Source organism: Fulvimarina manganoxydans (genome assembly GCF_900176465.1).
Taxonomy (GTDB): Bacteria; Pseudomonadota; Alphaproteobacteria; order Rhizobiales; family Rhizobiaceae; genus Fulvimarina; species Fulvimarina manganoxydans.
This window is the reverse complement of the sequence record NZ_FWXR01000012.1, coordinates 32519-54466: the sequence shown is the minus strand read 5'-3', so window position 1 is coordinate 54466 and position 21948 is coordinate 32519. Positions and strand designations below refer to the sequence as shown.

Sequence of the window (21948 nt, the reverse complement as noted above, 5' to 3'; positions counted from 1 at the left end):
AACGAACAACGAGACGCCGGTCTGCGGTCGCCTGATCTGGCGGGCGGCCCGTGCGGCCCCGCGCCGAACCAAGTCACGTCGAACCATGGGAAAGGGATTTCGATGATCCGGCATCCAGCCCTGAAGACACACGCCATCGCCCCCGATCCGGCCCCCGGCCTGAGACGCGCTCTTCTCCTGCCGCTCGCGATCGCTGCGCTGTCCTCCTATCCCCTCTTGGCGCTGGCCCAGGATGGCGGCGGCGAGACGCAGAGCGATAGCGTGGAGCGGACAGCCGAACCGGGCGCCTCGGTCGAGGACCAGGCGGCAGAGGCTGTCGGCGAGACGCCGTCACCGGATGGGGACATCGATCCGAGCGCGCTGATGCGAACGCCCGTGACCGGCGTCTATCCGGGTGATGTCGAGGTCTCGCCCACTTTGAACACGCCCGAAGAGACCGAGGCCGCGATCGAGCGCGGCATGACCTATTTCAACCAGATGAACTGCGTCGGCTGCCACGCACCGAATGGCGCGGGCGGCATGGGGCCGTCCCTGTCGAATGCCGCCTTCATCTATGGGCGCGAGCCCGCCAATATCTATCTGACGATCCTGCAAGGCAGACCCGCCGGCATGCCGGCTTATGGCGAACTCCTGCCCGATAGCGTCATCTGGGATCTCGTCGCCTATGTCCGGGCGATCGCCAAGGATCCGCCGGAGAATGCCTGGGGCCAGACGATGTCGCTCGACGATATGGGGCCGGAGCAGGTTCCCGCCGAATATCTCTCGACCACCGACCCCTGGGCGCATACGCAGCCCTTCTCCTATGGCCAGGCGCCTTTCGCCGATGTCGAGCGGCCCGTCGCGGTCGACGAAGGGAGCCCTTCCGAGCAATGATGGAACGCCTGTGGAACCGTAAGCCCTCTATCCAGGCGCCGAGGATCGTCGGTCGGCTCGCTCTGGCGCCGTTGCTGGCGCTTGCTTCGCCCGCCATCGCCGCGAGCGAGGAATCCACTTCGGCGCCGATGTATTATCTTAAGACCTTCGGACCGAAGGGCGACATCACGGCCTCGCTCACCTGGGGACTTCTGGCGATCGCGGCCGGGGTTTCGGTGCTCATGTCGGTTCTCGTCATCGTCGCCATGTTCCGCAACGGGCGCTCGTCGATGGCAACGCCGGGCTCGCCTCTTCCCATCGCGCATCCGCCCGGCGGCCATCGCTGGATCTATCTCGGCCTTGCTCTGACGACGCTCGTTCTGATCGCCTTGGTGATCTGGACGATGGACGTTCTGGCCGAGATCGACGAGCCGGCGGGCGAACCCGCCTTCACCATCGAAGTGACAGGCCAGCAATGGTGGTGGGAAGCGCGATATGTCGATCCCGACGACCCTTCGCGCAGCTTCGTGACAGCGAACGAGCTGCATATCCCCGTGGGCGAGCCGGTTCGCATCACCTTGGCCTCGCGCGACGTGATCCACTCCTTCTGGGTGCCGGCGCTTGCGGGCAAAACGGATGTCATTCCCGGTCAGACCAACGAGACCTGGCTGCAGGCCGACCGCGAAGGCGTCTATCGCGGCCAATGCGCCGAATATTGCGGCCTGCAGCATGCCCATATGGCCCTGCGGATCTTTGCCGACGCGCCGGAGGCGTTCCAGGCCTGGTGGGATCATCAACTCGAACCCGCCGACGAGGTGCCGGAAGGGTCCGAGCTGCTGGCCGTCGGGGAGCGACAGTTCCGTCTCCAATGCGGCGCCTGCCACGCGGTGCGCGGAACGCTGGCGGGCGGCGAGGCGGGGCCGGACCTCACCCACCTCATGGACCGCACCACGATCGCGTCGGTAACGCTGCCCAATACGCCCGGCCATCTTTCCGGATGGATCGCCGATCCGCAGCATCAAAAGCCGGGAACGACGATGCCGAACCCGGACCTTTCGGGCCCGGAGCTGAACGCCATCCGCCACTATCTCGAAACGCTCGACTGAGGGGACACACTTGGCCGTCGACTATCAGAAGCGCCCCGAAGCAGGCTATGTGACGAAGGAGTTGGAGGCGAAGCTCCACAAGATGTGGGAGACGAAGCCCGGCCTCTTCGGCGTCATCGCAACCGTCGATCACAAGGTGATCGGCATTCGCTACATCGTCACCGCCTTCGCCTTCCTGGTGGTCGGCGGCCTCCAGGCCCTTCTCATGCGCCTTCAGCTGGCGCAGCCCGATCAGACCATCCTGACGCCGGAACAGTACAATCAGCTGTTCTCGATGCACGGCATCACGATGATCTTCCTTTATGCCCTGCCGATCCTGTCGGGCTTTTCGAACTATCTGTTTCCGCTGCTTCTCGGCACGCGGGACATGGCCTTTCCGAGGCTCAACGCCTTTTCCTACTGGGTCTATCTCGCCTCCGGCCTCTTCATGTATGCGAGCTTCTTGATCGGCCAGGCACCGAACAATGGCTGGTTCAACTACGCCCCTTACGCGCTGAAGCCCTTCAATCCCGGCCTCAACATGGATTTCTATGCGCTGGGGATGGTGTTTTTCGGCATTTCGACGACGGTCGGCGCGGCCAATTTCGTCGTGACCGTCATGCGTAACCGCGCGCCGGGCATGTCGATCAACCGGCTGCCGATCATGATCTGGGGCACGACGACGGTCTCGGTCGGCATTCTGCTGGCCAATCCGGCGGTCAGCCTCGCCTTCTTCCTGCTCTGGCTCGATCGCCAGTTCGGCACCCATTTCTACGACACCGCTGGCGGCGGCCAGCCCCTCCTATGGCAGCATCTCTTCTGGATCTTCGCCCACCCTTGGGTCTACATCATCGTGCTGCCGGCCATGGGCATGGTTTCGGATGCGCTGCCGGTCTTCTGCCGGCGCCCGCTCGTCGCCTATACGCTCGTCATCCTCGCCACGATCACCACCATGCTGCTCGGCTTCGGCGTCTGGGTCCACCACATGTTCGCGACGGGCATTCCCTTCCTGTCCATGTCCTATTTCTCCGGCGCCTCCTTCATCATCACCATTCCGAGCGCCATCGCGACCTTCGCCTGGATCGCGACGATCTGGACGGGGCGCGTCGTCGTGACGACGGCGTTCCTCTACTTCGCCGGCTTCATCTCCATGTTCGTGATCGGCGGTGTTTCGGGTGTCGTCACCGCCTCGGTGGCGGCGGATCTGCAGCTTCACGATACCTATTTCGTCGTGGCGCATATCCATTACGTCCTGATCGGCATCAATCTCTTCGGTGTTCTCGGCGGCCTCTATTTCTGGTTCCCGAAGATGAGCGGGAAGATGCTGAGCGAGCGGCTCGGCCGCTGGAATTTCTGGCTGACCTTCCTGGGCTTCAATCTTGCCTTCCTACCCATGCATTGGACCGGGCTGCTCGGCATGCCGCGGCGCATCTACACCTATCCCGAGGGTGCCGGCTGGTCCTGGGTCAACATGCTGACCACCGTTGGCTCCTTCATCCTCGCCTTCGGCATCCTGCTTCTCTTCGTCAATGTCTGGATGAGCCTTCGGCGGGGTGTCGCGGCCGGGGCGAACCCTTGGGATGCGCCGAGCCTGGAATGGGCGACCGCCTCGCCGCCCCCGGCCTATAATTTCACGGTCATGCCGGTGGTCGCGAGCCGTCACCCTCTCTGGGAAGATCGGCTTGGCGAGAGCGAGGGCCATTCCTCGATCGAGCGCGGCCTGATCCTCGACGACGGCAAGGAGATGCTTGCCACATCCGTGATCGACGCCGCGCCCCGCGCCATCCTGAAAATGCCGGAGGACGATCCATGGCCCTTCCTGGTGACGCTCGCCATGACGCTCGGCTTCACGGCCCTCCTTCTCCATTGGTGGTGGATCGGCCTTGCCGCCGGCGTCGCCACGCTTCTTGGCTGCGTCTTCTGGCTCTGGCCGCGCGGCGATCTCGCCCAGACGAAGGGAACGGCCCATGAGTGAGCTTCCCCTGGATAGTCGCGCGCCCCTCAATATCGGCAGGCTGCCAATCGGCTCGATCGGCCGGGCCGCCAATGGCTGGTGGGGCATGATGATGCTGGTGGTGACGGAGAGCTCGCTCTTCGTCTACCTGCTCTTTGCCTATTACTATTTCGCGGCCCGATCGGGCCCCGGCTTTCTGCCCGAGGCTCTGCCCTCCTTCCACCTCTCCGGTCCCGGCACGGCGATCCTGATCGCCTCCAGCGTCACGCTCTGGTTCGGCCAGCGCGGCGCGCGGCGGGGCTCACGCGCCCAACTTCTCGCCGGTCTTCTCGTCACGATCGCGCTCGGCGCGCTCTTCGTCGGCCTTCAGATCTTCGAATGGAGCGAGAAGCCCTACACGATCGCCTCGCATGCCTATGGGTCCGCCTTCTTCACCATTACGGGCTTTCACATGGCCCATGTGGTCGCCGGCCTCGGTATCCTCCTTGCGCTCGCCCTCTGGTCCGGGCTCGGCGCCTTCGACGAGCGGCGCATGAGCGCCGTCGATATCGGCACGATCTATTGGCACTTCGTCGACGCCGTCTGGCTGGCCGTCTTCTTCACCTTCTACATCACGCCGTATCTGCGATGACCTCTCGATCCAAAGACAGAACCTATCCGATCTTCGACATCGGCGATCCGGCACCCGATCGGGAAAAGATCTCCGATCTCGCGCTCCTCGCCATCTTTTCGGCCGGACCGATCGCCTGGTCCCTGCAATTGTTCTTCGGCTCGGCGGCGAGCGGCATCGCCTGTATCGGCGGCGACGGGCAGAAGCTCGATGCGGCCTCCCTGTCCTGGGCAACGCCCGCGATGATCGGCGTGACGATAATCGCCCTGCTCGTTGCGCTCGCCGCCTTCGCGGTCTCGATCCTCGTCCTGCGTCGCACCGGAGACCGGGAACCCAGCAATGAGGAAAGCGTGATGGAGGCCGGTCAGGGGCGAACGCGTTTCGTCGCCATCTGGTCGATCTGGGCGAACGGCCTCTTCGCCCTCGCCGTCGCCGTCAATCTCTTGGCCTATGTCTGGGGGGACCTATGCGGCGTCTGATCCATCCTGCCTTAGCCCTTGCCGCCTGCCTCCTCGCCTTTGCCGGCTGCAGCGAGAGCGGCGGTGACGGAGCGGTATCCGACCGAAAGGACCAAGCGGCCCGCGGTGCCGAACTGATCGCCGCCAAGGGCTGCGGCACCTGCCACGAAATCCCCGGCATCGACGGCGCGACCGGCCGCGTCGGTCCGCCGCTCGACCATATGGGCGATCGCATGTTCATCGCCGGCATGATCCGAAACACGGCCGAAAACATGCAAGTCTGGCTGACGGACCCGCAATCGGTCGTCCCCGGCAACGCCATGCCCGACACCGGCCTCGAGGCGGACGAAGCCGAAGACGTCGCCGCCTATCTCGAGAGTTTGCGATAGGGGAAAACGGCGGCGGCGTTTTGACGATATGGCGGATGGGTTCGTCGCCGCAAGCAAAGCCATGTCGGAATGGGTCCAGGCTTTCGTGCTCTTCGTCCGAGCTGCGACACGAATCCGTTTTCGAGGCGCAATGCCCTTCGACGTTCGACGGCGCACGGTCGACCCTACCACCGGCCTCGGCCGCTTTCGAGGCGCCTAAGCACAAATCACCGGCGAGGGCCTGAACTGACCTGCCGCACAAGGGATTGTTCGAACGAGGCCTTGAGCGCTGAACGCCCTCCTTGACTTGGGAGGGCGCAACCTTTGTCCGCAAGACGTCAAGCGCCGAGCCTCGATCCAAGAAACAACTCATGAAAGGGCCTCTCTCATGGTTCAGTCGATCGATACCCTGACCCTCGATGACGCGCGCAAGATGGTCGCGGCGGGCGAAGACAAGGCGCGCGAGATTGGCGTTCCCTACAATCTCGCAGTGGTCGATGCCGGTGGCGATCTCCTCCTTCTCGTTCGCATGGACGGCGCCTGGCGCGGCTCGGTCGATATCGCCATCAACAAGGCCTGGACCTCGCGGGCGTTCGACATGCCGACATCCAAGCTGTCGGGTATGTCGCAATCGGGGCAGCCGCTTTTCGGTATTCACGCCACGAATGACGAGCGTGTGGTCGTCTTTGGCGGCGGGGTGCCAATCGAATCCGGCGGCAAGATCATCGGCGCCGTGGGCGCGAGCGGCGGCACGGTGGATCAGGATGTGGAGATCGTGACCGCCGCCGCTTCGGCTTTTCTCTGACGCCAACGTCCGATCGCGGCCCCATGGCGCGCTCGAAAGCCGTCATGAGGCTCGCCGGTTTTCAAAGTCTGACCCAAGGGCGTCGAGCCCTTATTGCGAGGCGCCGAGGAGAAGCAGCGCGCGCTTGGCGCCCTCGCCATCGGCGACGAAAGCCGCGCCGGCGGCGTCGAAGCGGTTCGACAGGATCATCGGCGTAATCTCCGGATTATCGACCCATTGATTGCGGAGGCCGTCGTCAGCGCCAACAATTTTGCGCGAATCTTGACGACCGGGCCGGACGGGAAAGCCGGAATCGTGCGTTGGGTATTGTCGGGCTTTGGGCGATGAGACGTCCTTGCCCGGACAAGGCGGAACCGAGGCGGTGATATCAGCATTAGAACGCGCGAAATCGCGGCGGGACGATCCCGCTGGATTCTCCCGAATTGCGAAAGCGCCGATCCGCTCGATAACAACGAAAGCAAATCCGACAGAATGAACTGATGCGGTGAATGCCCCCACCGGCGGCATCACTTATGCCAGGACGGTTCTATAGAAACCGATCGAAGGAATTCATCGATGATGGCGCAGATCAGCATGCTGGCGGTCGATCTGTCGAAGGGGAGTTTCCAGGTCTGCGCCATCGGCTCGGACGGGACGGTTCTGTACAAGCGCGCTTTCGCCAGCGCGCTTCTCGGCGCTGCTGGCCGACCAGCCGGCTTGCGTCGTGGCGATGGAGGCGTGTGCGACGTCGCATCACTGGGGTCGCGTGGCACAGAAGAACGGGCATGAGGTGCGGATCGTGCCCGCGATCTACGTGAAGCCCTTCGTGAAGCGTCAAAAGAACGATCGTGCCGATGCGGAGGCGATCGCCGAAGCGGCTTCGCGCCCGGCCATGCGCTTCGTGGCGATAAAGGGCGCCGAGACGCAGGGGCGTGCCGTGGCGTGCCGCACGCACCAGTGTCTGGTCCGCCAGCGCACGCAGCTTATCAACGCGCTGCGAGGTCATCTGGCCGAGTTCGGCATCGTCGCGCCGAAGGGGCCGGCGAACTTCAAGGGACTGGAGGAAGCCCTGTCCGACGAGACCAGCGACCTGCCTGCCGTCGGAGGCCGGCGGACCCGCCTGCCTGATGTTCGAAACCCTTGCCGAACGGACGCTCGCACTGGCGCAGTTGGAGCGCGGGGCAGGGCGGATCGGCTACGACGCCCATCTTCTTGCCCGGCTCTCTCCAATCTTGAAGGATTGTCTCGATTACCGGATCGCCATCATCGGCAATTTCGGCGCCGCCGACCCGGAGGGGGCCGCCGAGGCGATCGCGCAGCTCGCGCTTCGCATCGGATGCCGCGCGCCGCGGATCGCGATTGTCACAGGCGACGATCTGTCCCCGGCAGCCGCGGATGATGAACTTGCGTCCCTGCTCGCCGCTGCCGTGCCCCGGGTGAAACGGTTGTCAGCGCGAACGCCTATCTGGGGGCCCGTGAGATCGCCGCGGCGCTCACCAAAGGCGCCGACATCGTCGTCACTGGCCGTGTCGCCGACCCCGCTCTCGCCGTCGGCTCCATCGCGGCGCATTTCGGCTGGGATTTGGGGGATGATGACCGCATCGCCGCCGCGACCATGGCTGGCCATCTTCTCGAATGCGGAGCGCAGGTGACCGGCGGCTACTTCGCCGATCCAGGCTTCAAGGACGTCAACGGGCTCGAGGCGATCGGCTTTCCGATCTGCGAGGTCAGTCCGGACGGGTCTCTCGTTCTCACCAAGCCGGAAGGGACCGGCGGCTGCGTCGACGAGCGGATCGTCAAGGAACAGCTGCTTTACGAGATCCACGATCCGTCCGCGTATCTGACTCCTGACGTCGTCCTCGATCTGAGCTCGGTAGAGGTTCGCGAAGTCGGACGTGATCGTGTCCGGGTGTTCGGTGCGAAGGGCAAGCCACGTCCGGTCATCTCGGGGGCGGCGAGGGCGGGATCGCCTCTTACCTCGACCATCTCGGCGACAGCCAGCAGCGGCGCTGGGACGATCTTGGGACCCCAGCCTTGACGAAGGACCTGCGAGAAAAGCTGATTGGGGAAACGCTCAGCGAGGCGGGCCGCAAAAGCATCCAGACTCTCGCCAATGAGCGAGACGCGATGCTAGTCGAACTTGTCAAAAGCCTTCGCTCGAAGTGATCTTGGCCGGCTTCAGTATGCGTTGGGTCGTGTGAAAATGAGATGCTGGGCCGTTTGCGACACCGGGAGCCGCCCGGCCTAACGACGATCATCATTGGCTGACATCATTTGCTTGATGCTGGACCATAAGAGTGGTGCACACGGCTCCGAAAAGTGGCGATATAATTTTAACTATTCAATGGCTTAATCGTCAGGCTGGTTGAGTCCCTGCCTCTCCGCCACTTAACCTGTAACCCTTTGGTCAAGCTAAACTTGCCCATGCGTGAACCTGGCCAGATCGGCTCCTGATACAGCCAACTGCTACAGCGGGACGCCAAGGATGGGCTCGACACGCCACCTTGTGCGACGATGGCTGTCTACTGTTTCTTCCGAGCTGTGGCTGAGGCCGTACGAACGGCGGTTTCGGCCTCGCTTCGAACGGTCATGCAGAGCCCGACTGAATCGCTTGGATCCCGTATCAGCAAGTCAATCAGCGGAGGAAAACCGCTTTTATTGCGGGTGGTCGAACATCAGTGCGATGCGATCTGCCCGGAAGCGTGTTCGGGCCGTCTGAACCGGCACGCCTTCCTCATCAACATCGACGGAGCGAGTGACGAGAACCGGGTCGCCGATGGCAATCTGGAGATGTTCCGCATCATCGGGATGGGCGCTCTCTGCAGTAACCTCTGTGTTGAGGCGGCGATAGGAGCAGACGCCGCATTTCGCCAGCCCGGCGGTGAGGGTCCCGGTCTCGGCGTAACTTGCGACGATGCCGGAGAAGCGATCGGCGACGAACCAGAGGGTCGAAACGAGGACCGGCAGGGCGTCTGCGACCCGCAACATTTCAAGCCGGATGAGCGGTTCGCCAAGGCGGCAGCCCAGGCGCTCTGACACATCGCGGTCTGCCGCTTCCCGCTTCGAGCCGATCAGGCGTCCCCCGGGATCCTTTGCGAGCGAACCGATATTTTCCGTGAACCGAGTGGTCGGACCGACAGGATAGGCGAGCCGTCGCTCCTGCCTGTCGTTGACGAACGTGCCGCGGCCCTGCTCGGCCCTCACCAATTCTTTCTCCGCGAGGGCGGCGATCGCCTTGCGGATGGTGAGGCGATTGACGGAAAAGCGCTTCGAGAGCTCGACTTCCGGCGGGAGCTTCACGGCGATCGCGCCGCTCAGGATGTCGCTTTCGAGCCTGTCGGCGATCCGACGCCAGCGAGCGATCCCATCATTGCTATGAGCATAGGCCATCTGCGGTCCGTCATCAGGCTGTCATTGCGGTCATGGTATCTCAAATCAACGTGTTGTCTACACAAATAGACAAATTTTGGATGCAGGGTCGATCGTCACTCTTTTGATCGCAGTTGGGAGCGTTCGGACCCGAATGATACGGGGCCCGACTGATTCAGCCGGGCTCCGTATCAAAGCCCGCGCGGTGCTCGGGCGGGTTTGAGAATCCGTTTCGCGGAGCGACCAAACGGATTTCGTGTGAATTGATGACGAGAGGCAGGCCGTGACCGTCAGTGCGAAACACCGATCCCACGAGCAACAGGTCGATGCGCAGATCGAGGCCCGGCGACGGGCCATGGCGGCGTTTGCGCAAGCCGGTTCGACGTTTCTCGCGGATGCGTGGGAGCGGCTCGGAGCGGGCCGCACCGCTCTGCCCGTTCGCGGTCCCGAAGTCGGTCTCGTCATGGTTCGCGGACGCGCGGGCGGGGGCGGCGCGCCGTTCAATCTCGGCGAAGCGAGCGTCACCCGGGCGAGCGTTCGGCTGGAGGATCGCGACGGCGCGGTCGTCGGCCATGCGATGGTTTTGGGCCGCGATCCGGATAAGGCCGGTCTCGCGGCGCGGTTCGACGCGCTCTGGCAGGTCGGCGATCAGCGCGAACGCATCGAAACCGAGGTCGTCGCGCCGATCGAAGAGGCCCTTGCGGAAGGCGATCGGAAACGGACTGAAGAGACGGAGGCGACCCGCGTCGACTTCTTCACCATGGTCCGCGGGGAGGACTGAGCGATGTCCTTCACGCAGAGCCAGACGGCAATCGATGGCGGCTTCCTCGATCCGGCTTTCGACGCGCAAGGCGTCTTCGCAAGACTGCTCACCGCCATCAGCCGGCCCGGAACCGTCGTCGATCTCGGGGTTTGCTGCCGATCACCGGCGCCGCTGAGTATGGCGCAGGGTGCTTTGCTTCTCGCCATTGCTGACGGCGACACGCCGGTCTTCGTGGAGGAGGGCTCGGAGGCGATGGCCGAGTGGCTCGCCTTTCACACCGGAGCGCGGATCGGCGAACCGAGCGAAGCGCAGTTCGCTATTGTCTCGCGGCCGTCTCGCGAATGGCTAGAGAGGCTGCCTCTCGGGACGCTCGCCTATCCCGATCGTTCGGCAACCGTCCTCGTCGAAGTCGAAAGCCTCAAGGACGGACACAGCTTCACCCTCGAAGGCCCGGGTATTAACGGCACGAGCCGGATAGTCCTCGCTGGATTACTCGACGATTTCGCGGAGTTCCGAAAAGCCAATCATGCGCTGTTTCCCTGTGGGCTCGATCTCGTTTTCACCTGCGGCTCAGAGCTCCTCGCTCTTCCGCGCTCGACCATCGTGACGGAGGTCTGAGCCATGTATGTCGCCGTCAAGGGCGGAGAGGCCGCCATCGCGAATGCGCATCGTCTGCTGGACGATCGAAGGCGTGGCGACCGATCGGTGCCGGTGCTCACCCTCGACCAAATCACGCAGCAGCTGGCGTTGGCGGTCGACCGGGTGATGGCGGAGGGCTCGCTCTATGACCCGGAGCTTGCCGCGATGGCCGTGAAACAGGCGCGGGGCGATCTTATCGAGGCGATCTTCCTGCTTCGCGCCTATCGTACGACGCTGCCACGCTTTGCGGCATCGAAGCCGATCGATACAGGCGCGATGAAGATCGAGCGGCGGATTTCCGCCACCTATAAGGACCTACCCGGCGGCCAGCTTCTTGGGCCGACCTTCGACTATACGCATCGACTGATCGAGCCGGACATGGCCGATGATCGCCCGGTGCCCGAGCCGGAGCGGAGGTCGTGCGATCGGCACGAGAGCGCGCCGCGCGTCACCGACATTCTCGGCGCCGACGCAATGATCGAGCCCGATGGCGAGGGGACACCCGAGCGCGAACCGGCCGATCTGACCCGCTCACCGCGCACCTTTCCAGCCGATCGGGACGCGCGTCTGCAGGCGCTCGCACGGGGCGACGAAGGTTTTTTGCTGGCGCTCGGCTATTCGACCCAGCGGGGATACGGGCGCACGCACCCTTTCGTCGGCGAGATTCGCATCGGTGAAGTCGAGGTGGAGATCGAACTTCCTGAACTTGGCTTTCCGGTGGCGATCGGCCGCGTGAAGGTGACGGAATGCCAGATGATTTCCCAGTTCAAGGGCTCGAAGTCCGAGCCGCCTCAGTTCACGCGCGGCTATGGCCTCGTCTTCGGGCAATCTGAGCGGAAGGCGATGTCGATGAGCCTGGTCGATAGAGCGCTTCGAGCGGAGGAATTCGACGAGGAGCGCGTGTCGCCTGCCCAGGACGAGGAATTCGTGCTTGCCCATTCCGACAACGTTCAGGCGACCGGCTTTGTCGAGCACTTGAAGCTGCCGCATTACGTGGATTTTCAGGCCGAGCTGGAACTTCTGCGCCGGATGCGGAGCGAGCAACAATACGAAGACGCGCATAAGGAAGCGGCTCAATGAACGCCACGCTTCCCGCCTACAACTTCGCCTATCTCGACGAACAGACCAAGCGGATGATCCGTCGCGCGATCCTGAAGGCGGTCGCGATACCCGGCTATCAGGTGCCGTTCGCCTCCCGCGAAATGCCGATGCCCTACGGCTGGGGCACCGGCGGTGTGCAGGTCACCGCCTCCGTCATCGGCCCGGACGACATTTTGAAGGTCATCGATCAAGGTTCCGACGACACCACCAATGCCGTCTCGATCCGCGCCTTCTTCGCCCGCGTCGCGAACGTCGCAGTGACCACGAAGACCGTCGAGGCGACGGTGATCCAGACCCGTCACCGGATCCCTGAAACACCCCTCAGCGAAGGTCAGATCCTCGTCTACCAAGTGCCGATCCCCGAGCCCTTGCGGTTTCTCGAACCCCGCGAGACCGAGACGCGGATCATGCACGCTCTCGAGGAATACGGACTGATGCATGTGAAGCTCTACGAGGACATTGCCCAGAACGGCCATATCGCGACCACCTACGCCTATCCGGTGAAGGTCGAGGGCCGCTATGTGATGGACCCTTCGCCGATCCCGAAATTCGATAATCCGAAGATGGACGATTGCCCGGCGCTTCAGTTGTTCGGAGCGGGCCGCGAGCAGCGGATTTATGCAATCCCGCCGCATACGCGGATCGAGAGCCTCGACTTCGAGGACCATCCGTTCCGGGTGCAGGAATTCGACCGTCCCTGCGGCCTTTGCGGTGCCACGGACGTCTATCTCGACGAGATCGTCACTGACGACCGCGGAGGCCGGCTCTTTGCCTGCTCTGACACGGACTATTGCGAGGAACGCCGGGAGCGCGCCGCATGAGCGAAGCGCCACTCCTCAACGCAACCGCGATCACCAAGACCTACGGCTCGCAAATTGGTTGCGAAAACATCTCGCTGGATATCCATGAAGGCGAAGTGCTCGCCATCGTCGGAGAGTCCGGGTCGGGCAAGACGACGCTGCTCAATTGTCTTGCCCAGCGGCTGCCGATGACGGCCGGCAGGGTGTCGTATCGGATGAGAGATGGGACGACCCGCGATTTGGCGGGCCTGACGGAGGCCGAACGGCGCTTTCTGATGCGAACGGACTGGGGCTTCGTCCACCAAAATCCCGCAGATGGCCTGCGCATCCGCGTATCTGCGGGAGCGAACATCGGCGAGCGGCTGATGGCGATCGGCGACCGGCATTACGGTCAGATCCGCGAGACGGCCCATGATTGGCTCTCCCGCGTCGAAATCCCCGGCGTCCGCATCGACGATCGTCCGACCGCCTTTTCCGGCGGGATGCGTCAGCGCCTCCAGATCGCACGCAATCTCGTCACAAATCCGCGCCTCGTCTTCATGGACGAGCCGACCGGCGGGCTGGATGTTTCCGTTCAGGCACGGCTGCTCGACCTGTTGCGCGGCCTCGTCGATCAACTCGCACTCGCGGCGATCGTCGTCACGCACGATCTCGCCGTGGCGCGACTTCTGTCGCATCGAATGATCGTCATGAAGGGCGGCCGCGTGATCGAGACCGGGTTGACCGATCGCGTCCTCGACGATCCGCGCCATCCCTACACCCAGCTCCTCGTCGCCTCGATCTTGGAGGTCTGAATGTCCGAGCGAATTTTACTGCGGCTCGACAATGTCTCGAAGAGCTTCACCAACCATCTGCGTGGTGCGGTGCATCTGCCGGTGGTGGACAAAGTCGGCTTCGACGTTGCCGCCGGCGAGATCGTCATCCTTGGCGGACCGTCCGGGGTCGGCAAATCTTCGATCCTGAGGATGATCTACGGCAATTACGGCATAGAATTCGGCAAGATCTTGATGCGTTCCAGCCTTGATAGCCAGTTCGTCGATCTTGCGGCTGTGAGCCCGCGAGAGGTGATCGCCCTGCGCCGTTCGACGATCGGCTATGTCAGCCAGTTCCTGCGGGCAATCCCGCGGGTCAGCGCCATCGACGTGGTCGCACAGCCCTTGCGTGAGAGGGGCACGAACGCAGACGAGGCCCGCGATCTCGCACGTGCGCTCCTTACGCGCCTCAACCTTCCGAAGGCACTCTTCGAGCTTCCGCCGGCAACCTTTTCCGGCGGAGAGAAACAGCGGGTCAACATCGCCCGCGGCTTTGCCACAAGCCATCCGATCCTCCTCCTCGATGAACCGACTGCCTCTCTCGATGCCGAGAATCGCGCCGTCGTCTGTGCGATGATCGAGGAAAAGCGGGAGAACGGCACTGCGATCCTCGGCATCTTCCACGACGAGGAGGTGCGGGACCGGCTTGGCGGGCGCATCGTCGATGTCTCGACATTCTCGGCGCGGAAGGCGGCCGCCTGATGCCCAAGCTGTCAGTGACCCCGCTGGTCCATCCGACCGCCGAGATCGAGCACTCTCATCTCGGCCGATACACAGAAGTCGCCGATCGGTGCCGGGTCGCCGAAACCCGGCTCGGCGACTACTCCTACATGATGCAGGACTGCGGGGTTTGGCGCGCCGAGATCGGCAAGTTCGTCAACATCGCCGCAAGCGTCAGGATCAACGCCACCAATCACCCGGTTTGGCGAGCGACTCTGCATCACTTCACCTATCGGGCTCGTGACTATTTCGAAGGCGAAGACGACGAGCAGGCGTTCTTCGACTGGCGGCGCGAGCAGAGCGTCACCATCGGACACGATGTCTGGATCGGGCACGGCGCGACCATTCTGCCGGGCGTTACCATCGGCAATGGCGCGGTGATCGGGGCCGGTGCCGTCGTTTCGAAGGACGTCGAACGCTACACGATCGTCGGCGGCGTGCCGGCGAAACTCATCCGTAGACGTTTCCCGCAGGAGCTCGGGCAGCGAATGGACGCGCTCGCCTGGTGGGATTGGCCGCATGAGAAGCTGCGCTCGACCCTTGATGATTTTCGCTCGCTCGATGCTGCCGCATTCGTCGATCGATATTCCGGCAAGGCACTGTAATCACTGGAAACTTTCTATCACCTTATTGTGGCAGGGATGTCATTCGACTCTCATGAACGAGCTTTAAAGCTCTCCCCCGAAACTTGGTTGAGCGTTCGTCCTCGCAACTGAGCGCTCGCTCCCGCTGAGTGCATCGCACCATTTCGGGGGCAACCAATCCGTCGGCTCGAAGGACGAGCCCTGTCCCAACTTTCGGAGTTTCCGTCGATGACCGCGATTGCAGTTGAGAAGCTCTCGAAGACCTTCGGCAGGGTCAAGGCCCTGAATGGGATCGATCTTTCCATCGATGAGGGCGAGATGGTCGCGCTGATCGGCGCGTCGGGTTCCGGGAAATCGACTTTGATGCGGCATATTGCTGGCCTGGAGCGCGGCGATGCCGGCGCGTCCCATGTGCGGATCCTCGGCGAAACTCAGCAGAAGGGCGGAAAGATCGGATCGAAGGCACGTGAGCTTCGCAGCCAGATCGGCGTCATTTCCCAGCAATTCAACCTCGTCAACCGCCTGCCGGTGATGATCAACGTGCTCGTCGGCATTCTCGGTCGTATCCCGCGTTGGCGCGGCACGCTCGGCATCTTTACGGAGGCTGAAAAGCGCAAGGCCATCGAAGCGCTTGGCCGTGTCGGCATCCCGAAGACTGCCTGGCAGCGGGCCTCGACGCTTTCGGGCGGTCAGCAGCAGCGGGCGGCGATCGCCCGCGTTCTAATGCAGCGCTCGAAGATCCTGCTCGCCGACGAGCCGATCGCCTCGCTCGATCCCGCCTCCGCGCGCCGGGTCATGGATGTCCTTGCAGACATCAACAGCCGAGAGAAGATGACGATCCTCGTCTCGCTGCATCAGGTCGAATATGCGCGCGTCTATTGCCCCCGCACGATCGCCCTTCGCGACGGTAAGGTCGTCTATGACGGACCTTCGAAAGCGCTGTCCAACGATTTCCTGACCGAGCTCTACGGCTCGGCTTCGGAAGAGCTCGTCCTGCCGGCGGACCTGCCGGTGGAGAGCGCGAAGAGACGGCGTGACAAGCCGGCGAAGACCATCGAGCCGAATCTCGGCGCGTTGGAGCCTGCCTGAACCTCCAGGCCAATCGAGCAAAACACCAAAACGGATCCAGACAGGGAAACGAACACGATGAATGCTTTCACCAAAGCGCTCACCGCCTGCGCGGTCGCGCTCTCGATCTCCGCGCCCGCTATCGCCCAGGACGCTCCGAAGAGCGAGATCAACTTCGGAATCATCTCGACCGAAAGCCAGCAGAACCTGCGTCCGAAGTGGGAGCCGTTCCTGAAGGACATGGAAGAGAAGACGGGCCTGTCCGTGAACCCGTTCTTCGCGACCGATTATGCCGGTGTCATCGAGGGTATGCGTTTCGGCAAGGTCGATGTCGCATGGTTTGGCAACAAGTCGGCGATGGAAGCCGTCGACCGCGCCGGCGGCGAGATCTTTGCCCAGACCGTCGACGTCACCGGCAATCCCGGCTATTGGTCGCTGATTCTCGCGCCTGCCGATTCCAAGCTGAATTCGGTCGATGATCTCCTGAAGTGCGACCAGTCCCTGAACTTCGGCCTGGGCGATCCGAACTCCACTTCCGGCTATCTCGTGCCGATGACCTTCGTCTTCGCCAAGAACGGCGTCGACCCGAAGAAGTGCTTCAAGACGGTCCGCAACGCCAACCATGAAACCAACGCGATGGCGGTGGCGAATGGCCAGGTCGATGCGGCTTCGAACAACACCGAAAACCTCGGCCTCATCGAAAAGAACAATCCGGACGCCTTCAAAAAGATCAAGGTTATCTGGAAGTCGCCGCTGATCCCCTCCGATCCGCTCGTGATCAAGGCCGATCTGCCGGAAGAGACTAAGACCAAGATCGAAGACTTCATCCTGTCCTACGGTACGCCGGACTCTCATGGCGACGCCAAGGCGGAGAAGGAGGTGCTTGCCGGTCTCGAATGGGCACCCTTCCGCAAATCCACGAACGACCAGCTCCTCCCGATCCGTGTCATGGAGATTTCCAAGACCATCGCCCAGATGCAGGGTGATAGCTCGATGAGTGACGAGGAGAAGGCTGCCAAGATCAAGGAACTCGAGGCGCAGAAGGCCGAGTACGAGGCGAAGATCGAGGCCAATGGCGAGAATCCCGGCGCTTGAGCCGGGTTCGATCGCCCGGTTCGCCGGTCGTGATTTGAAACAACGCGGCGGCTTCTTCGTCGAGGAAGCCGCCGCCTTCTTTTCTGTTCAACTTCTGACGGCGAAATCCTCATGACGATGACGACGGCTGAAACCCGTGACGAGCGCAAAGCCATCGACGTCAACGAAGGCCGCGATTGGGCACGAACCTATTGGAATATCGGCATCGGGGTCGCGCTGCTGGTCCTGTTGATACTCAGCTGGGGCCCGTCGGAAATGGAACGCTGGCCATTCCTGTTCACCGATGCCGGCAATATGCTGGAATATGCGTCAGGCTTCACCGATCCGAACTTCTCCCAGTGGGAATTTTATGCCCGCGAGATGCTCGTCACGTTGCAAATCGCGCTCTGGGGCACGTTCCTCTCGCTCATCCTCTCGGTCCCGTTCGGCATCCTCTCGGCCCGCAACATGGTTCCCTGGTGGATTCTCCAGCCGACCCGCCGGCTGATGGACTTCTTCCGCGCGATCCACGAACTGGTTTGGGCCGTCCTCTTCGTCGTCGCCGTCGGTCTCGGCCCCTTCGCAGGCGTAATGGCGCTCTTCATCCACAACACCGGCATCATGGCGAAGCTGTTTTCGGAAGCGGTCGAATCGATCGATCCGCGCCCGGTCGAAGGCATCCGGTCGACCGGCGCATCACGCGTTCAGGAGGTGATCTACGGCGTCATTCCGCAGGTGCTTCCGCTCTGGGTTTCCTATTTCCTCTACCGCTTCGAGACCAATGTGCGCTCGGCGACGATCCTCGGTGTCATCGGCGCCGGTGGGATCGGACAAATTCTTTTCGAATCGATCCGCGGCTTCTACTACGCCGAGTCAGCGGCGATCCTGATCATTGTGGTCATCACGGTCGTCCTGACCGATCTTCTCTCACAGCAGCTGAGGAAGTTCGTGACGTGACGAGCGGACAATCCGTTGGACGTCGCAGTCCGAACCGATCTGCGACATGAGGAAGCCGAATTCGACCGGATCCAACCCGTGGCACAGAAGCCTTTCGCGGACTTTCCCCGAACGCCGCTCGCTATCGACAGGCTCGCGGTATTCGAGGAACAGGAAGCGGGGGTGCCTTTTTCTGTGCGCTCCGCGCAGCCTTTCGGCGGCCGCTGAGGAGAGACAATCGCGATGACCGAGACCGTATTCACCAATGCCCGCATCGTCCTGCCCAATGAGATCATCCATGGTCATCTCGTCCTGCGAGACGGCCGGATCGCCGAGATCGGCAAAGGTCCGGCGGCCGGCGAGGACATGGACGGCGACCTCCTGATCCCCGGTCTCGTCGAACTCCACACCGACCATATCGAAGGCCATTACATCCCGCGCCCCAAAGTGTTCTGGAACAAGCTCGCGGCGATCCAGGCGCACGACGCGCAGATCGCGGCTTCCGGTATCACGACGGTGTTCGATGCGATCCGTGTGGGCACCGACGAGGACCAGACGATCACCGTCGACGACATGGTCGAACTCGGCAGCCTCATCGGTGAAGCGGCCGAAACCGGTCGTACGCGCGCCGACCATTTCATCCATGTTCGATGCGAAGTCTCCGCCGCGGACGCGGTCGAGGGCTTCGAGCGCATGGCGGACAATCCACGTGTCAAGCTCGCCTCGCTGATGGATCACGCACCCGGCCAGCGCCAGTTCACCGATCTCGAGGCCTATCGAACCTTCTACCAGCGCAAGAAGAATCTGACGGAAGAGGAATTTCAGGCGTTCAGCGCAAAACGGATTGCGGATTCCGAACAGTATTCTGATCGCAGCCGCAGGTCGATCGCGTCGACGGCCCGCGAGAGAAACATCGCGCTCGCCTCTCACGACGATGCGACCGAGGCCCATGTCGAGGAGGCGGTATCCTACGGCACGGTGATCGCCGAATTCCCGACGACGACTGAGGCTGCCGAGGCCTCGAGAAAGGCCGGTCTCTCGGTGCTGATGGGCGCGCCGAACGTGGTGCGCGGCGGCTCGCACTCCGGCAATATCGCAGCGCTCGACCTCATCGAAGCGGGCCGCCTCGATATTCTCTCGTCGGATTATGTTCCGTTTTCGTTGCTGCAGGCCGCCTTCCAACTCGCAGGGGACAAGGTTATCTCCCTGCCGAAGGCCATCCAACTCGTGACGAGTGCGCCGGCCCGGGCGGTCGGCCTTCTCGATCGCGGGGAGATCGCTGCCGGCAGACGCGCCGATCTCGTGCGCATCGACGATAGGAACGGCGCACCGCCGATCGTTCGCGCTGTCTACCGGGAGGGCCGACGTGTCGCTTGAAACCGCAACGCTGAGCCGCACCGGCACCCTGATCGCGGTGGTCGGTCCGAGCGGCGCCGGCAAGGACACGCTGATCCGCCGGGCCGCCGAGCGCTATGAGGGCGATCGGCGCTTCGTCTTCGCCCGGCGCGTCATCACCCGGCCTGCCGATGTGGGATCGGAAGACCACGATACGCTCGATGAGGTGACGTTCGAGGCGTGGGAAGCCGATGGCCGCTTCTGCCTGACTTGGCGGGCGCATGGGCTCGCATATGGGCTGCCGGCGAAGCTGCAGACCGACTTGGCAAATGGCGCAAGCGTCATCGCCAATCTATCCCGGCGCTCGATCGCGCAGGCGGTCGATCTTATGCCCCATGTCGCCGCGATCACGGTCAGCGCGCCGAGGGAGATTCTGGTCGAGCGGATCCTCGCGCGTGGCCGCGAGGATCGATGGTCGGCCAAGGAGCGCGTGGCGCGGAAGGGCGAGAGCGAGCTTCCAGACGGGCTGGTTGGGCACTGGGTCGTCGACAATTCCGGCACTCTGGACGATGCAGTGAGCGGCTTCTGCGCGGCCCTTGAAGAGATCGCATCGTGACCGATCGAACATTCGATGTCGCGGTCGTCGGAGCCGGGATCATCGGCCTCGCCCACGCGCTTGCCGCCGCCAAACGGGGCAAGCGGGTCGTCGTTTTCGACAGGGACGCGCAGGCGAACGGGGCTTCAGTGCGCAATTTCGGCTTCATCACCGTATCAGGCCAAGAGGCCGGCGATTGCTGGGAGAAGGCGAGACGGTCCTGTGCGATCTGGCAGGAAATCGCAGCGGCTGCCCGCATCCCGATCCTGCAGCGCGGGCTGATCGTCGCTGCGCGGTATCCGGAATCCGAGGCGGTCATCGACGCCTTTCTGGCGAGCGAGATGGGGGAAGGCTGCCAGAAACTCGGCCATGAGGAAGCCTCGAAATACGTGCCGCCGCTTACGAGCGACGTCCGTTGCGCGCTCCACAGCCCGCACGAAATCCGGGTCGAGTCGAAGACCGCGATCAGGCAGATCGCCGCCTTTCTAACGGAGCGTTTCGGCGTCGTCTTCCGGTTTGGTGAAGCCGTCCGAAATGTCGAGACCGGGCGGCTGGCCACGGCGAGGGGTGTCACCGAGGCTGAGACGATCGTCGTCTGTCCCGGCGACGATACGAGGACGCTGTTTCCGGATCGCAGCCTGGCTTACGGGGTCACCCGGTGCAAGCTTCAGATGATGCGGCTCGAACCAGCTTCGCCGGTGGCGCTGAAAACCGCCGTCATGTCCGACCTCGGCCTCGCGCGCTATCGCGGCTATGCCGACATGTCCGAGGCCTCCGCGCTCAAGGCCCGCATGGATGACGAGCGGCGCGACGCTCGCGCAAACGGCGTCCACCTCATCGTGACGCAGTCGGCGGACGGCTCGCTGGTTGTCGGCGACAGTCATCACTACGCCCAGACGCCCGATCCGTTCGGCAACGCCAAGGTCAACGATCTCATCCTGGACGAGTTCGACCGGGTGCTCAGTCTGCCGAACCGGCGGGTCACCGAGAACTGGATCGGCACCTATGCTTCCGCCGACGATCGTTGGCGGTTCACCGACACGCCGATGGAGGGCGTTCGTCTCGTCGTCGTCACTGCGGGTTGCGGCGCCTCCACATCCTTCGCCATCGGCGAGGAGACCATCGCCGCGCTTTACGGCACGCAATCGGGAGCCTGATCCATGGACACCATCAAGGCCGTTGTTTTCGACTGGGCCGGCACCGTCATCGATTTTGGCTCCTTCGCCCCGATGGGCGCCTTCATCGAGACCTTCTCCGGCTTCGGCGTCGACGTCCAGATCGCGGATGCGCGCAAGCCGATGGGACTGCCGAAGCGCGATCATATCGCACAGATGCTCGCCGAACCGCACATCGCCGAGCGCTGGAAAAAAGCGCAAGGCAAGAAGCCGGACGACGACGCCGTGACACGCGTCTACGAGCACTTCGTGCCAAAGAACATCGATGTCGTCTCGGCCTATTGCGATCTTGTGCCCGGAGCAGCTGAGACGTTCGACTGGCTGAAATCGCAAGGGATCAAGGTGGGTTCGACCACTGGCTATACGAGAGCGATCATGGAGAAGGTTCTGCCGCTCGCGAAAAGCCAAGGCTTTGCGCCGGAAAACTGCGTCTGTGCCGACGATCTGGCGATCGGCCGTCCGACGCCGATGGGCATGTATCGATGCTTCCTCGACCTTGGTGTCTGGCCGGCGGGAGCGGTCGTGAAGGTCGACGACACCGAGCCCGGAATCGCGGAGGGCGCGAGCGCCGGCTGCATCACGGTCGGCGTCGCCCTCTCTGGCAACGAAGCCGGCCTTTCCTTCGCAGAATTTGAAGCGCTGGAAGACGCGGAACGCAGGGCCATTCGCGAGCGGGTCGGCGCGAAGCTGAAGGCCGCCGGTGCCCACCACGTCATCGACACGGTCGCGGACCTGCCGGCGCTTCTCGAACGGCTTTGAGCCATCGGGGGATCAGACCCGCGAACCTATGAAGGCATTGCTTTCGAACAGCTGCCGGCAGCGCGAGCGGCGTTTGAGCAAATGGCCAGGCGACTGATTCGATCCGT

25 protein-coding genes and 2 pseudogenes are annotated in these 21948 nt (G+C 63.1%); 25 read left to right on the top strand and 2 right to left on the bottom strand.

Annotated features, from left to right (window positions below; all coding sequences use genetic code 11):
- Positions 1-102: 102 nt before the first annotated feature.
- The 7 genes from B9A15_RS13555 to B9A15_RS13525 all read left to right on the top strand — a co-directional run bounded on the left by B9A15_RS13555 (position 103) and on the right by B9A15_RS13525 (position 6132).
- Positions 103-873 (top strand): c-type cytochrome, encoded by a 771-nt coding sequence (locus B9A15_RS13555; RefSeq protein ID WP_084410801.1) that lies wholly within the window; start codon positions 103-105, stop codon positions 871-873.
- The gene (coxB, locus tag B9A15_RS13550; protein WP_084410640.1) at positions 870-1958 is read left to right on the top strand and encodes a cytochrome c oxidase subunit II; all 1089 of its coding nucleotides are present in this window, start codon (positions 870-872) and stop codon (positions 1956-1958) included. The genes B9A15_RS13555 and coxB overlap by 4 nt, the downstream gene beginning before the upstream one ends.
- Positions 1959-1968: 10 nt before the next feature.
- The gene (gene ctaD / locus B9A15_RS13545) at positions 1969-3912 is read left to right on the top strand and encodes a cytochrome c oxidase subunit I (RefSeq protein WP_425292960.1); all 1944 of its coding nucleotides are present in this window, start codon (positions 1969-1971) and stop codon (positions 3910-3912) included.
- On the top strand, positions 3905-4522 hold the full coding sequence (locus tag B9A15_RS13540) for a cytochrome c oxidase subunit 3 (protein ID WP_084410638.1): 618 nt from the start codon (positions 3905-3907) through the stop codon (positions 4520-4522). The genes ctaD and B9A15_RS13540 overlap by 8 nt, the downstream gene beginning before the upstream one ends.
- Positions 4519-4980 (top strand): hypothetical protein, encoded by a 462-nt coding sequence (locus tag B9A15_RS13535; RefSeq protein WP_084410636.1) that lies wholly within the window; start codon positions 4519-4521, stop codon positions 4978-4980. The genes B9A15_RS13540 and B9A15_RS13535 overlap by 4 nt, the downstream gene beginning before the upstream one ends.
- On the top strand, positions 4968-5348 hold the full coding sequence (locus B9A15_RS13530) for a c-type cytochrome (RefSeq protein ID WP_084410635.1): 381 nt from the start codon (positions 4968-4970) through the stop codon (positions 5346-5348). Before B9A15_RS13535 ends, B9A15_RS13530 begins: the two co-directional genes overlap by 13 nt.
- Before the next feature lie 367 nt (positions 5349-5715).
- Positions 5716-6132, top strand: coding sequence for a GlcG/HbpS family heme-binding protein (locus B9A15_RS13525; RefSeq protein WP_084410634.1), 417 nt, complete (start codon positions 5716-5718; stop codon positions 6130-6132).
- A gap of 90 nt (positions 6133-6222) precedes the next feature.
- On the opposite strand, the gene B9A15_RS13520 is transcribed toward B9A15_RS13525, so the two are convergent.
- Positions 6223-6630, bottom strand: a complete 408-nt coding sequence (locus B9A15_RS13520; protein ID WP_139798379.1) for a hypothetical protein — start codon at positions 6628-6630, stop codon at positions 6223-6225.
- A gap of 57 nt (positions 6631-6687) precedes the next feature.
- On the opposite strand from B9A15_RS13520, the gene B9A15_RS23205 reads away from it, so the two are divergent.
- The 4 genes and pseudogenes from B9A15_RS23205 (at position 6688) to B9A15_RS23655 (ending at position 8149) form a co-directional block, all read left to right on the top strand.
- Entirely contained in the window at positions 6688-6900 is a 213-nt protein-coding gene (locus B9A15_RS23205) for a hypothetical protein (RefSeq protein WP_210190519.1), read from the top strand.
- Positions 6842-7069 (top strand): annotated as a pseudogene (locus tag B9A15_RS23200) (IS110 family transposase); the annotation flags it as partial. The gene B9A15_RS23205 and the pseudogene B9A15_RS23200, both read left to right, overlap by 59 nt.
- Positions 7070-7238: 169 nt before the next feature.
- Positions 7239-7448: pseudogene (locus B9A15_RS23660) on the top strand (acyclic terpene utilization AtuA family protein); the annotation flags it as partial.
- A 128-nt stretch (positions 7449-7576) separates the two neighbouring features.
- Complete coding sequence (locus B9A15_RS23655; RefSeq protein WP_342170363.1) at positions 7577-8149, top strand: acyclic terpene utilization AtuA family protein; 573 nt, start codon at positions 7577-7579, stop codon at positions 8147-8149.
- Positions 8150-8766: 617 nt separating this feature from the next.
- On the opposite strand, the gene phnF is transcribed toward B9A15_RS23655, so the two are convergent.
- On the bottom strand, positions 8767-9501 hold the full coding sequence (gene phnF, locus B9A15_RS13505; protein ID WP_084410632.1) for a phosphonate metabolism transcriptional regulator PhnF: 735 nt from the start codon (positions 9499-9501) through the stop codon (positions 8767-8769).
- A 262-nt stretch (positions 9502-9763) separates the two neighbouring features.
- On the opposite strand from phnF, the gene phnG reads away from it, so the two are divergent.
- The 14 genes from phnG (at position 9764) to phnX (ending at position 21841) form a co-directional block, all read left to right on the top strand.
- Complete coding sequence (phnG, locus tag B9A15_RS13500; RefSeq protein WP_280173801.1) at positions 9764-10261, top strand: phosphonate C-P lyase system protein PhnG; 498 nt, start codon at positions 9764-9766, stop codon at positions 10259-10261.
- A 3-nt stretch (positions 10262-10264) separates the two neighbouring features.
- Positions 10265-10861: a phosphonate C-P lyase system protein PhnH gene (phnH, locus tag B9A15_RS13495; protein WP_084410629.1), complete on the top strand. Its 597-nt coding sequence runs from the start codon at positions 10265-10267 to the stop codon at positions 10859-10861.
- A gap of 3 nt (positions 10862-10864) precedes the next feature.
- A complete protein-coding gene (locus tag B9A15_RS13490) occupies positions 10865-11962 on the top strand; it encodes a carbon-phosphorus lyase complex subunit (protein WP_084410628.1) in 1098 nt (365 codons plus the stop codon).
- Positions 11959-12804, top strand: a complete 846-nt coding sequence (locus B9A15_RS13485; RefSeq protein WP_084410626.1) for an alpha-D-ribose 1-methylphosphonate 5-phosphate C-P-lyase PhnJ — start codon at positions 11959-11961, stop codon at positions 12802-12804. The genes B9A15_RS13490 and B9A15_RS13485 overlap by 4 nt, the downstream gene beginning before the upstream one ends.
- Positions 12801-13577, top strand: coding sequence for a phosphonate C-P lyase system protein PhnK (gene phnK / locus B9A15_RS13480; RefSeq protein ID WP_084410624.1), 777 nt, complete (start codon positions 12801-12803; stop codon positions 13575-13577). The genes B9A15_RS13485 and phnK overlap by 4 nt, the downstream gene beginning before the upstream one ends.
- Positions 13578-14297 (top strand): phosphonate C-P lyase system protein PhnL, encoded by a 720-nt coding sequence (gene phnL, locus B9A15_RS13475; protein WP_084410622.1) that lies wholly within the window; start codon positions 13578-13580, stop codon positions 14295-14297.
- On the top strand, positions 14294-14920 hold the full coding sequence (locus B9A15_RS13470; protein WP_139798378.1) for a DapH/DapD/GlmU-related protein: 627 nt from the start codon (positions 14294-14296) through the stop codon (positions 14918-14920). The genes phnL and B9A15_RS13470 overlap by 4 nt, the downstream gene beginning before the upstream one ends.
- A gap of 207 nt (positions 14921-15127) precedes the next feature.
- Complete coding sequence (gene phnC / locus B9A15_RS13465) at positions 15128-15988, top strand: phosphonate ABC transporter ATP-binding protein (RefSeq protein ID WP_084410618.1); 861 nt, start codon at positions 15128-15130, stop codon at positions 15986-15988.
- A 57-nt stretch (positions 15989-16045) separates the two neighbouring features.
- Positions 16046-17062 (top strand): phosphonate ABC transporter substrate-binding protein, encoded by a 1017-nt coding sequence (gene phnD, locus B9A15_RS13460; RefSeq protein WP_084410617.1) that lies wholly within the window; start codon positions 16046-16048, stop codon positions 17060-17062.
- Positions 17063-17173: 111 nt separating this feature from the next.
- Complete coding sequence (phnE, locus tag B9A15_RS13455; protein WP_244556950.1) at positions 17174-17998, top strand: phosphonate ABC transporter, permease protein PhnE; 825 nt, start codon at positions 17174-17176, stop codon at positions 17996-17998.
- Positions 17999-18220: 222 nt separating this feature from the next.
- Positions 18221-19354, top strand: coding sequence for an alpha-D-ribose 1-methylphosphonate 5-triphosphate diphosphatase (locus B9A15_RS13445; protein ID WP_084410613.1), 1134 nt, complete (start codon positions 18221-18223; stop codon positions 19352-19354).
- Positions 19344-19928: a phosphonate metabolism protein/1,5-bisphosphokinase (PRPP-forming) PhnN gene (gene phnN / locus B9A15_RS13440; RefSeq protein ID WP_170923294.1), complete on the top strand. Its 585-nt coding sequence runs from the start codon at positions 19344-19346 to the stop codon at positions 19926-19928. Before B9A15_RS13445 ends, phnN begins: the two co-directional genes overlap by 11 nt.
- The gene (locus B9A15_RS13435) at positions 19925-21064 is read left to right on the top strand and encodes a TIGR03364 family FAD-dependent oxidoreductase (protein WP_084410611.1); all 1140 of its coding nucleotides are present in this window, start codon (positions 19925-19927) and stop codon (positions 21062-21064) included. Before phnN ends, B9A15_RS13435 begins: the two co-directional genes overlap by 4 nt.
- A 3-nt stretch (positions 21065-21067) precedes the next feature.
- A complete protein-coding gene (gene phnX / locus B9A15_RS13430; protein ID WP_084410610.1) occupies positions 21068-21841 on the top strand; it encodes a phosphonoacetaldehyde hydrolase in 774 nt (257 codons plus the stop codon).
- Positions 21842-21948: the final 107 nt, after the last annotated feature.

Bases quoted from the DNA above. Each gene is read 5' to 3' on its own strand.
- B9A15_RS13555 (WP_084410801.1), top strand. From the start codon at position 103: ATGATCCGGCATCCAGCCCTGAAGACACACGCCATCGCCCCCGATCCG.
- coxB (WP_084410640.1), top strand. From the start codon at position 870: ATGATGGAACGCCTGTGGAACCGTAAGCCCTCTATCCAGGCGCCGAGG.
- B9A15_RS13540 (WP_084410638.1), top strand. From the start codon at position 3,905: ATGAGTGAGCTTCCCCTGGATAGTCGCGCGCCCCTCAATATCGGCAGG.
- B9A15_RS13535 (WP_084410636.1), top strand. From the start codon at position 4,519: ATGACCTCTCGATCCAAAGACAGAACCTATCCGATCTTCGACATCGGC.
- B9A15_RS13530 (WP_084410635.1), top strand. From the start codon at position 4,968: ATGCGGCGTCTGATCCATCCTGCCTTAGCCCTTGCCGCCTGCCTCCTC.
- B9A15_RS13525 (WP_084410634.1), top strand. From the start codon at position 5,716: ATGGTTCAGTCGATCGATACCCTGACCCTCGATGACGCGCGCAAGATG.
- B9A15_RS23205 (WP_210190519.1), top strand. From the start codon at position 6,688: ATGATGGCGCAGATCAGCATGCTGGCGGTCGATCTGTCGAAGGGGAGT.
- phnF (WP_084410632.1), bottom strand. From the start codon at position 9,501: ATGGCCTATGCTCATAGCAATGATGGGATCGCTCGCTGGCGTCGGATC.
- phnH (WP_084410629.1), top strand. From the start codon at position 10,265: ATGTCCTTCACGCAGAGCCAGACGGCAATCGATGGCGGCTTCCTCGAT.
- B9A15_RS13490 (WP_084410628.1), top strand. From the start codon at position 10,865: ATGTATGTCGCCGTCAAGGGCGGAGAGGCCGCCATCGCGAATGCGCAT.
- B9A15_RS13485 (WP_084410626.1), top strand. From the start codon at position 11,959: ATGAACGCCACGCTTCCCGCCTACAACTTCGCCTATCTCGACGAACAG.
- phnK (WP_084410624.1), top strand. From the start codon at position 12,801: ATGAGCGAAGCGCCACTCCTCAACGCAACCGCGATCACCAAGACCTAC.
- phnL (WP_084410622.1), top strand. From the start codon at position 13,578: ATGTCCGAGCGAATTTTACTGCGGCTCGACAATGTCTCGAAGAGCTTC.
- phnC (WP_084410618.1), top strand. From the start codon at position 15,128: ATGACCGCGATTGCAGTTGAGAAGCTCTCGAAGACCTTCGGCAGGGTC.
- phnD (WP_084410617.1), top strand. From the start codon at position 16,046: ATGAATGCTTTCACCAAAGCGCTCACCGCCTGCGCGGTCGCGCTCTCG.
- phnE (WP_244556950.1), top strand. From the start codon at position 17,174: ATGACGATGACGACGGCTGAAACCCGTGACGAGCGCAAAGCCATCGAC.
- B9A15_RS13445 (WP_084410613.1), top strand. From the start codon at position 18,221: ATGACCGAGACCGTATTCACCAATGCCCGCATCGTCCTGCCCAATGAG.
- phnX (WP_084410610.1), top strand. From the start codon at position 21,068: ATGGACACCATCAAGGCCGTTGTTTTCGACTGGGCCGGCACCGTCATC.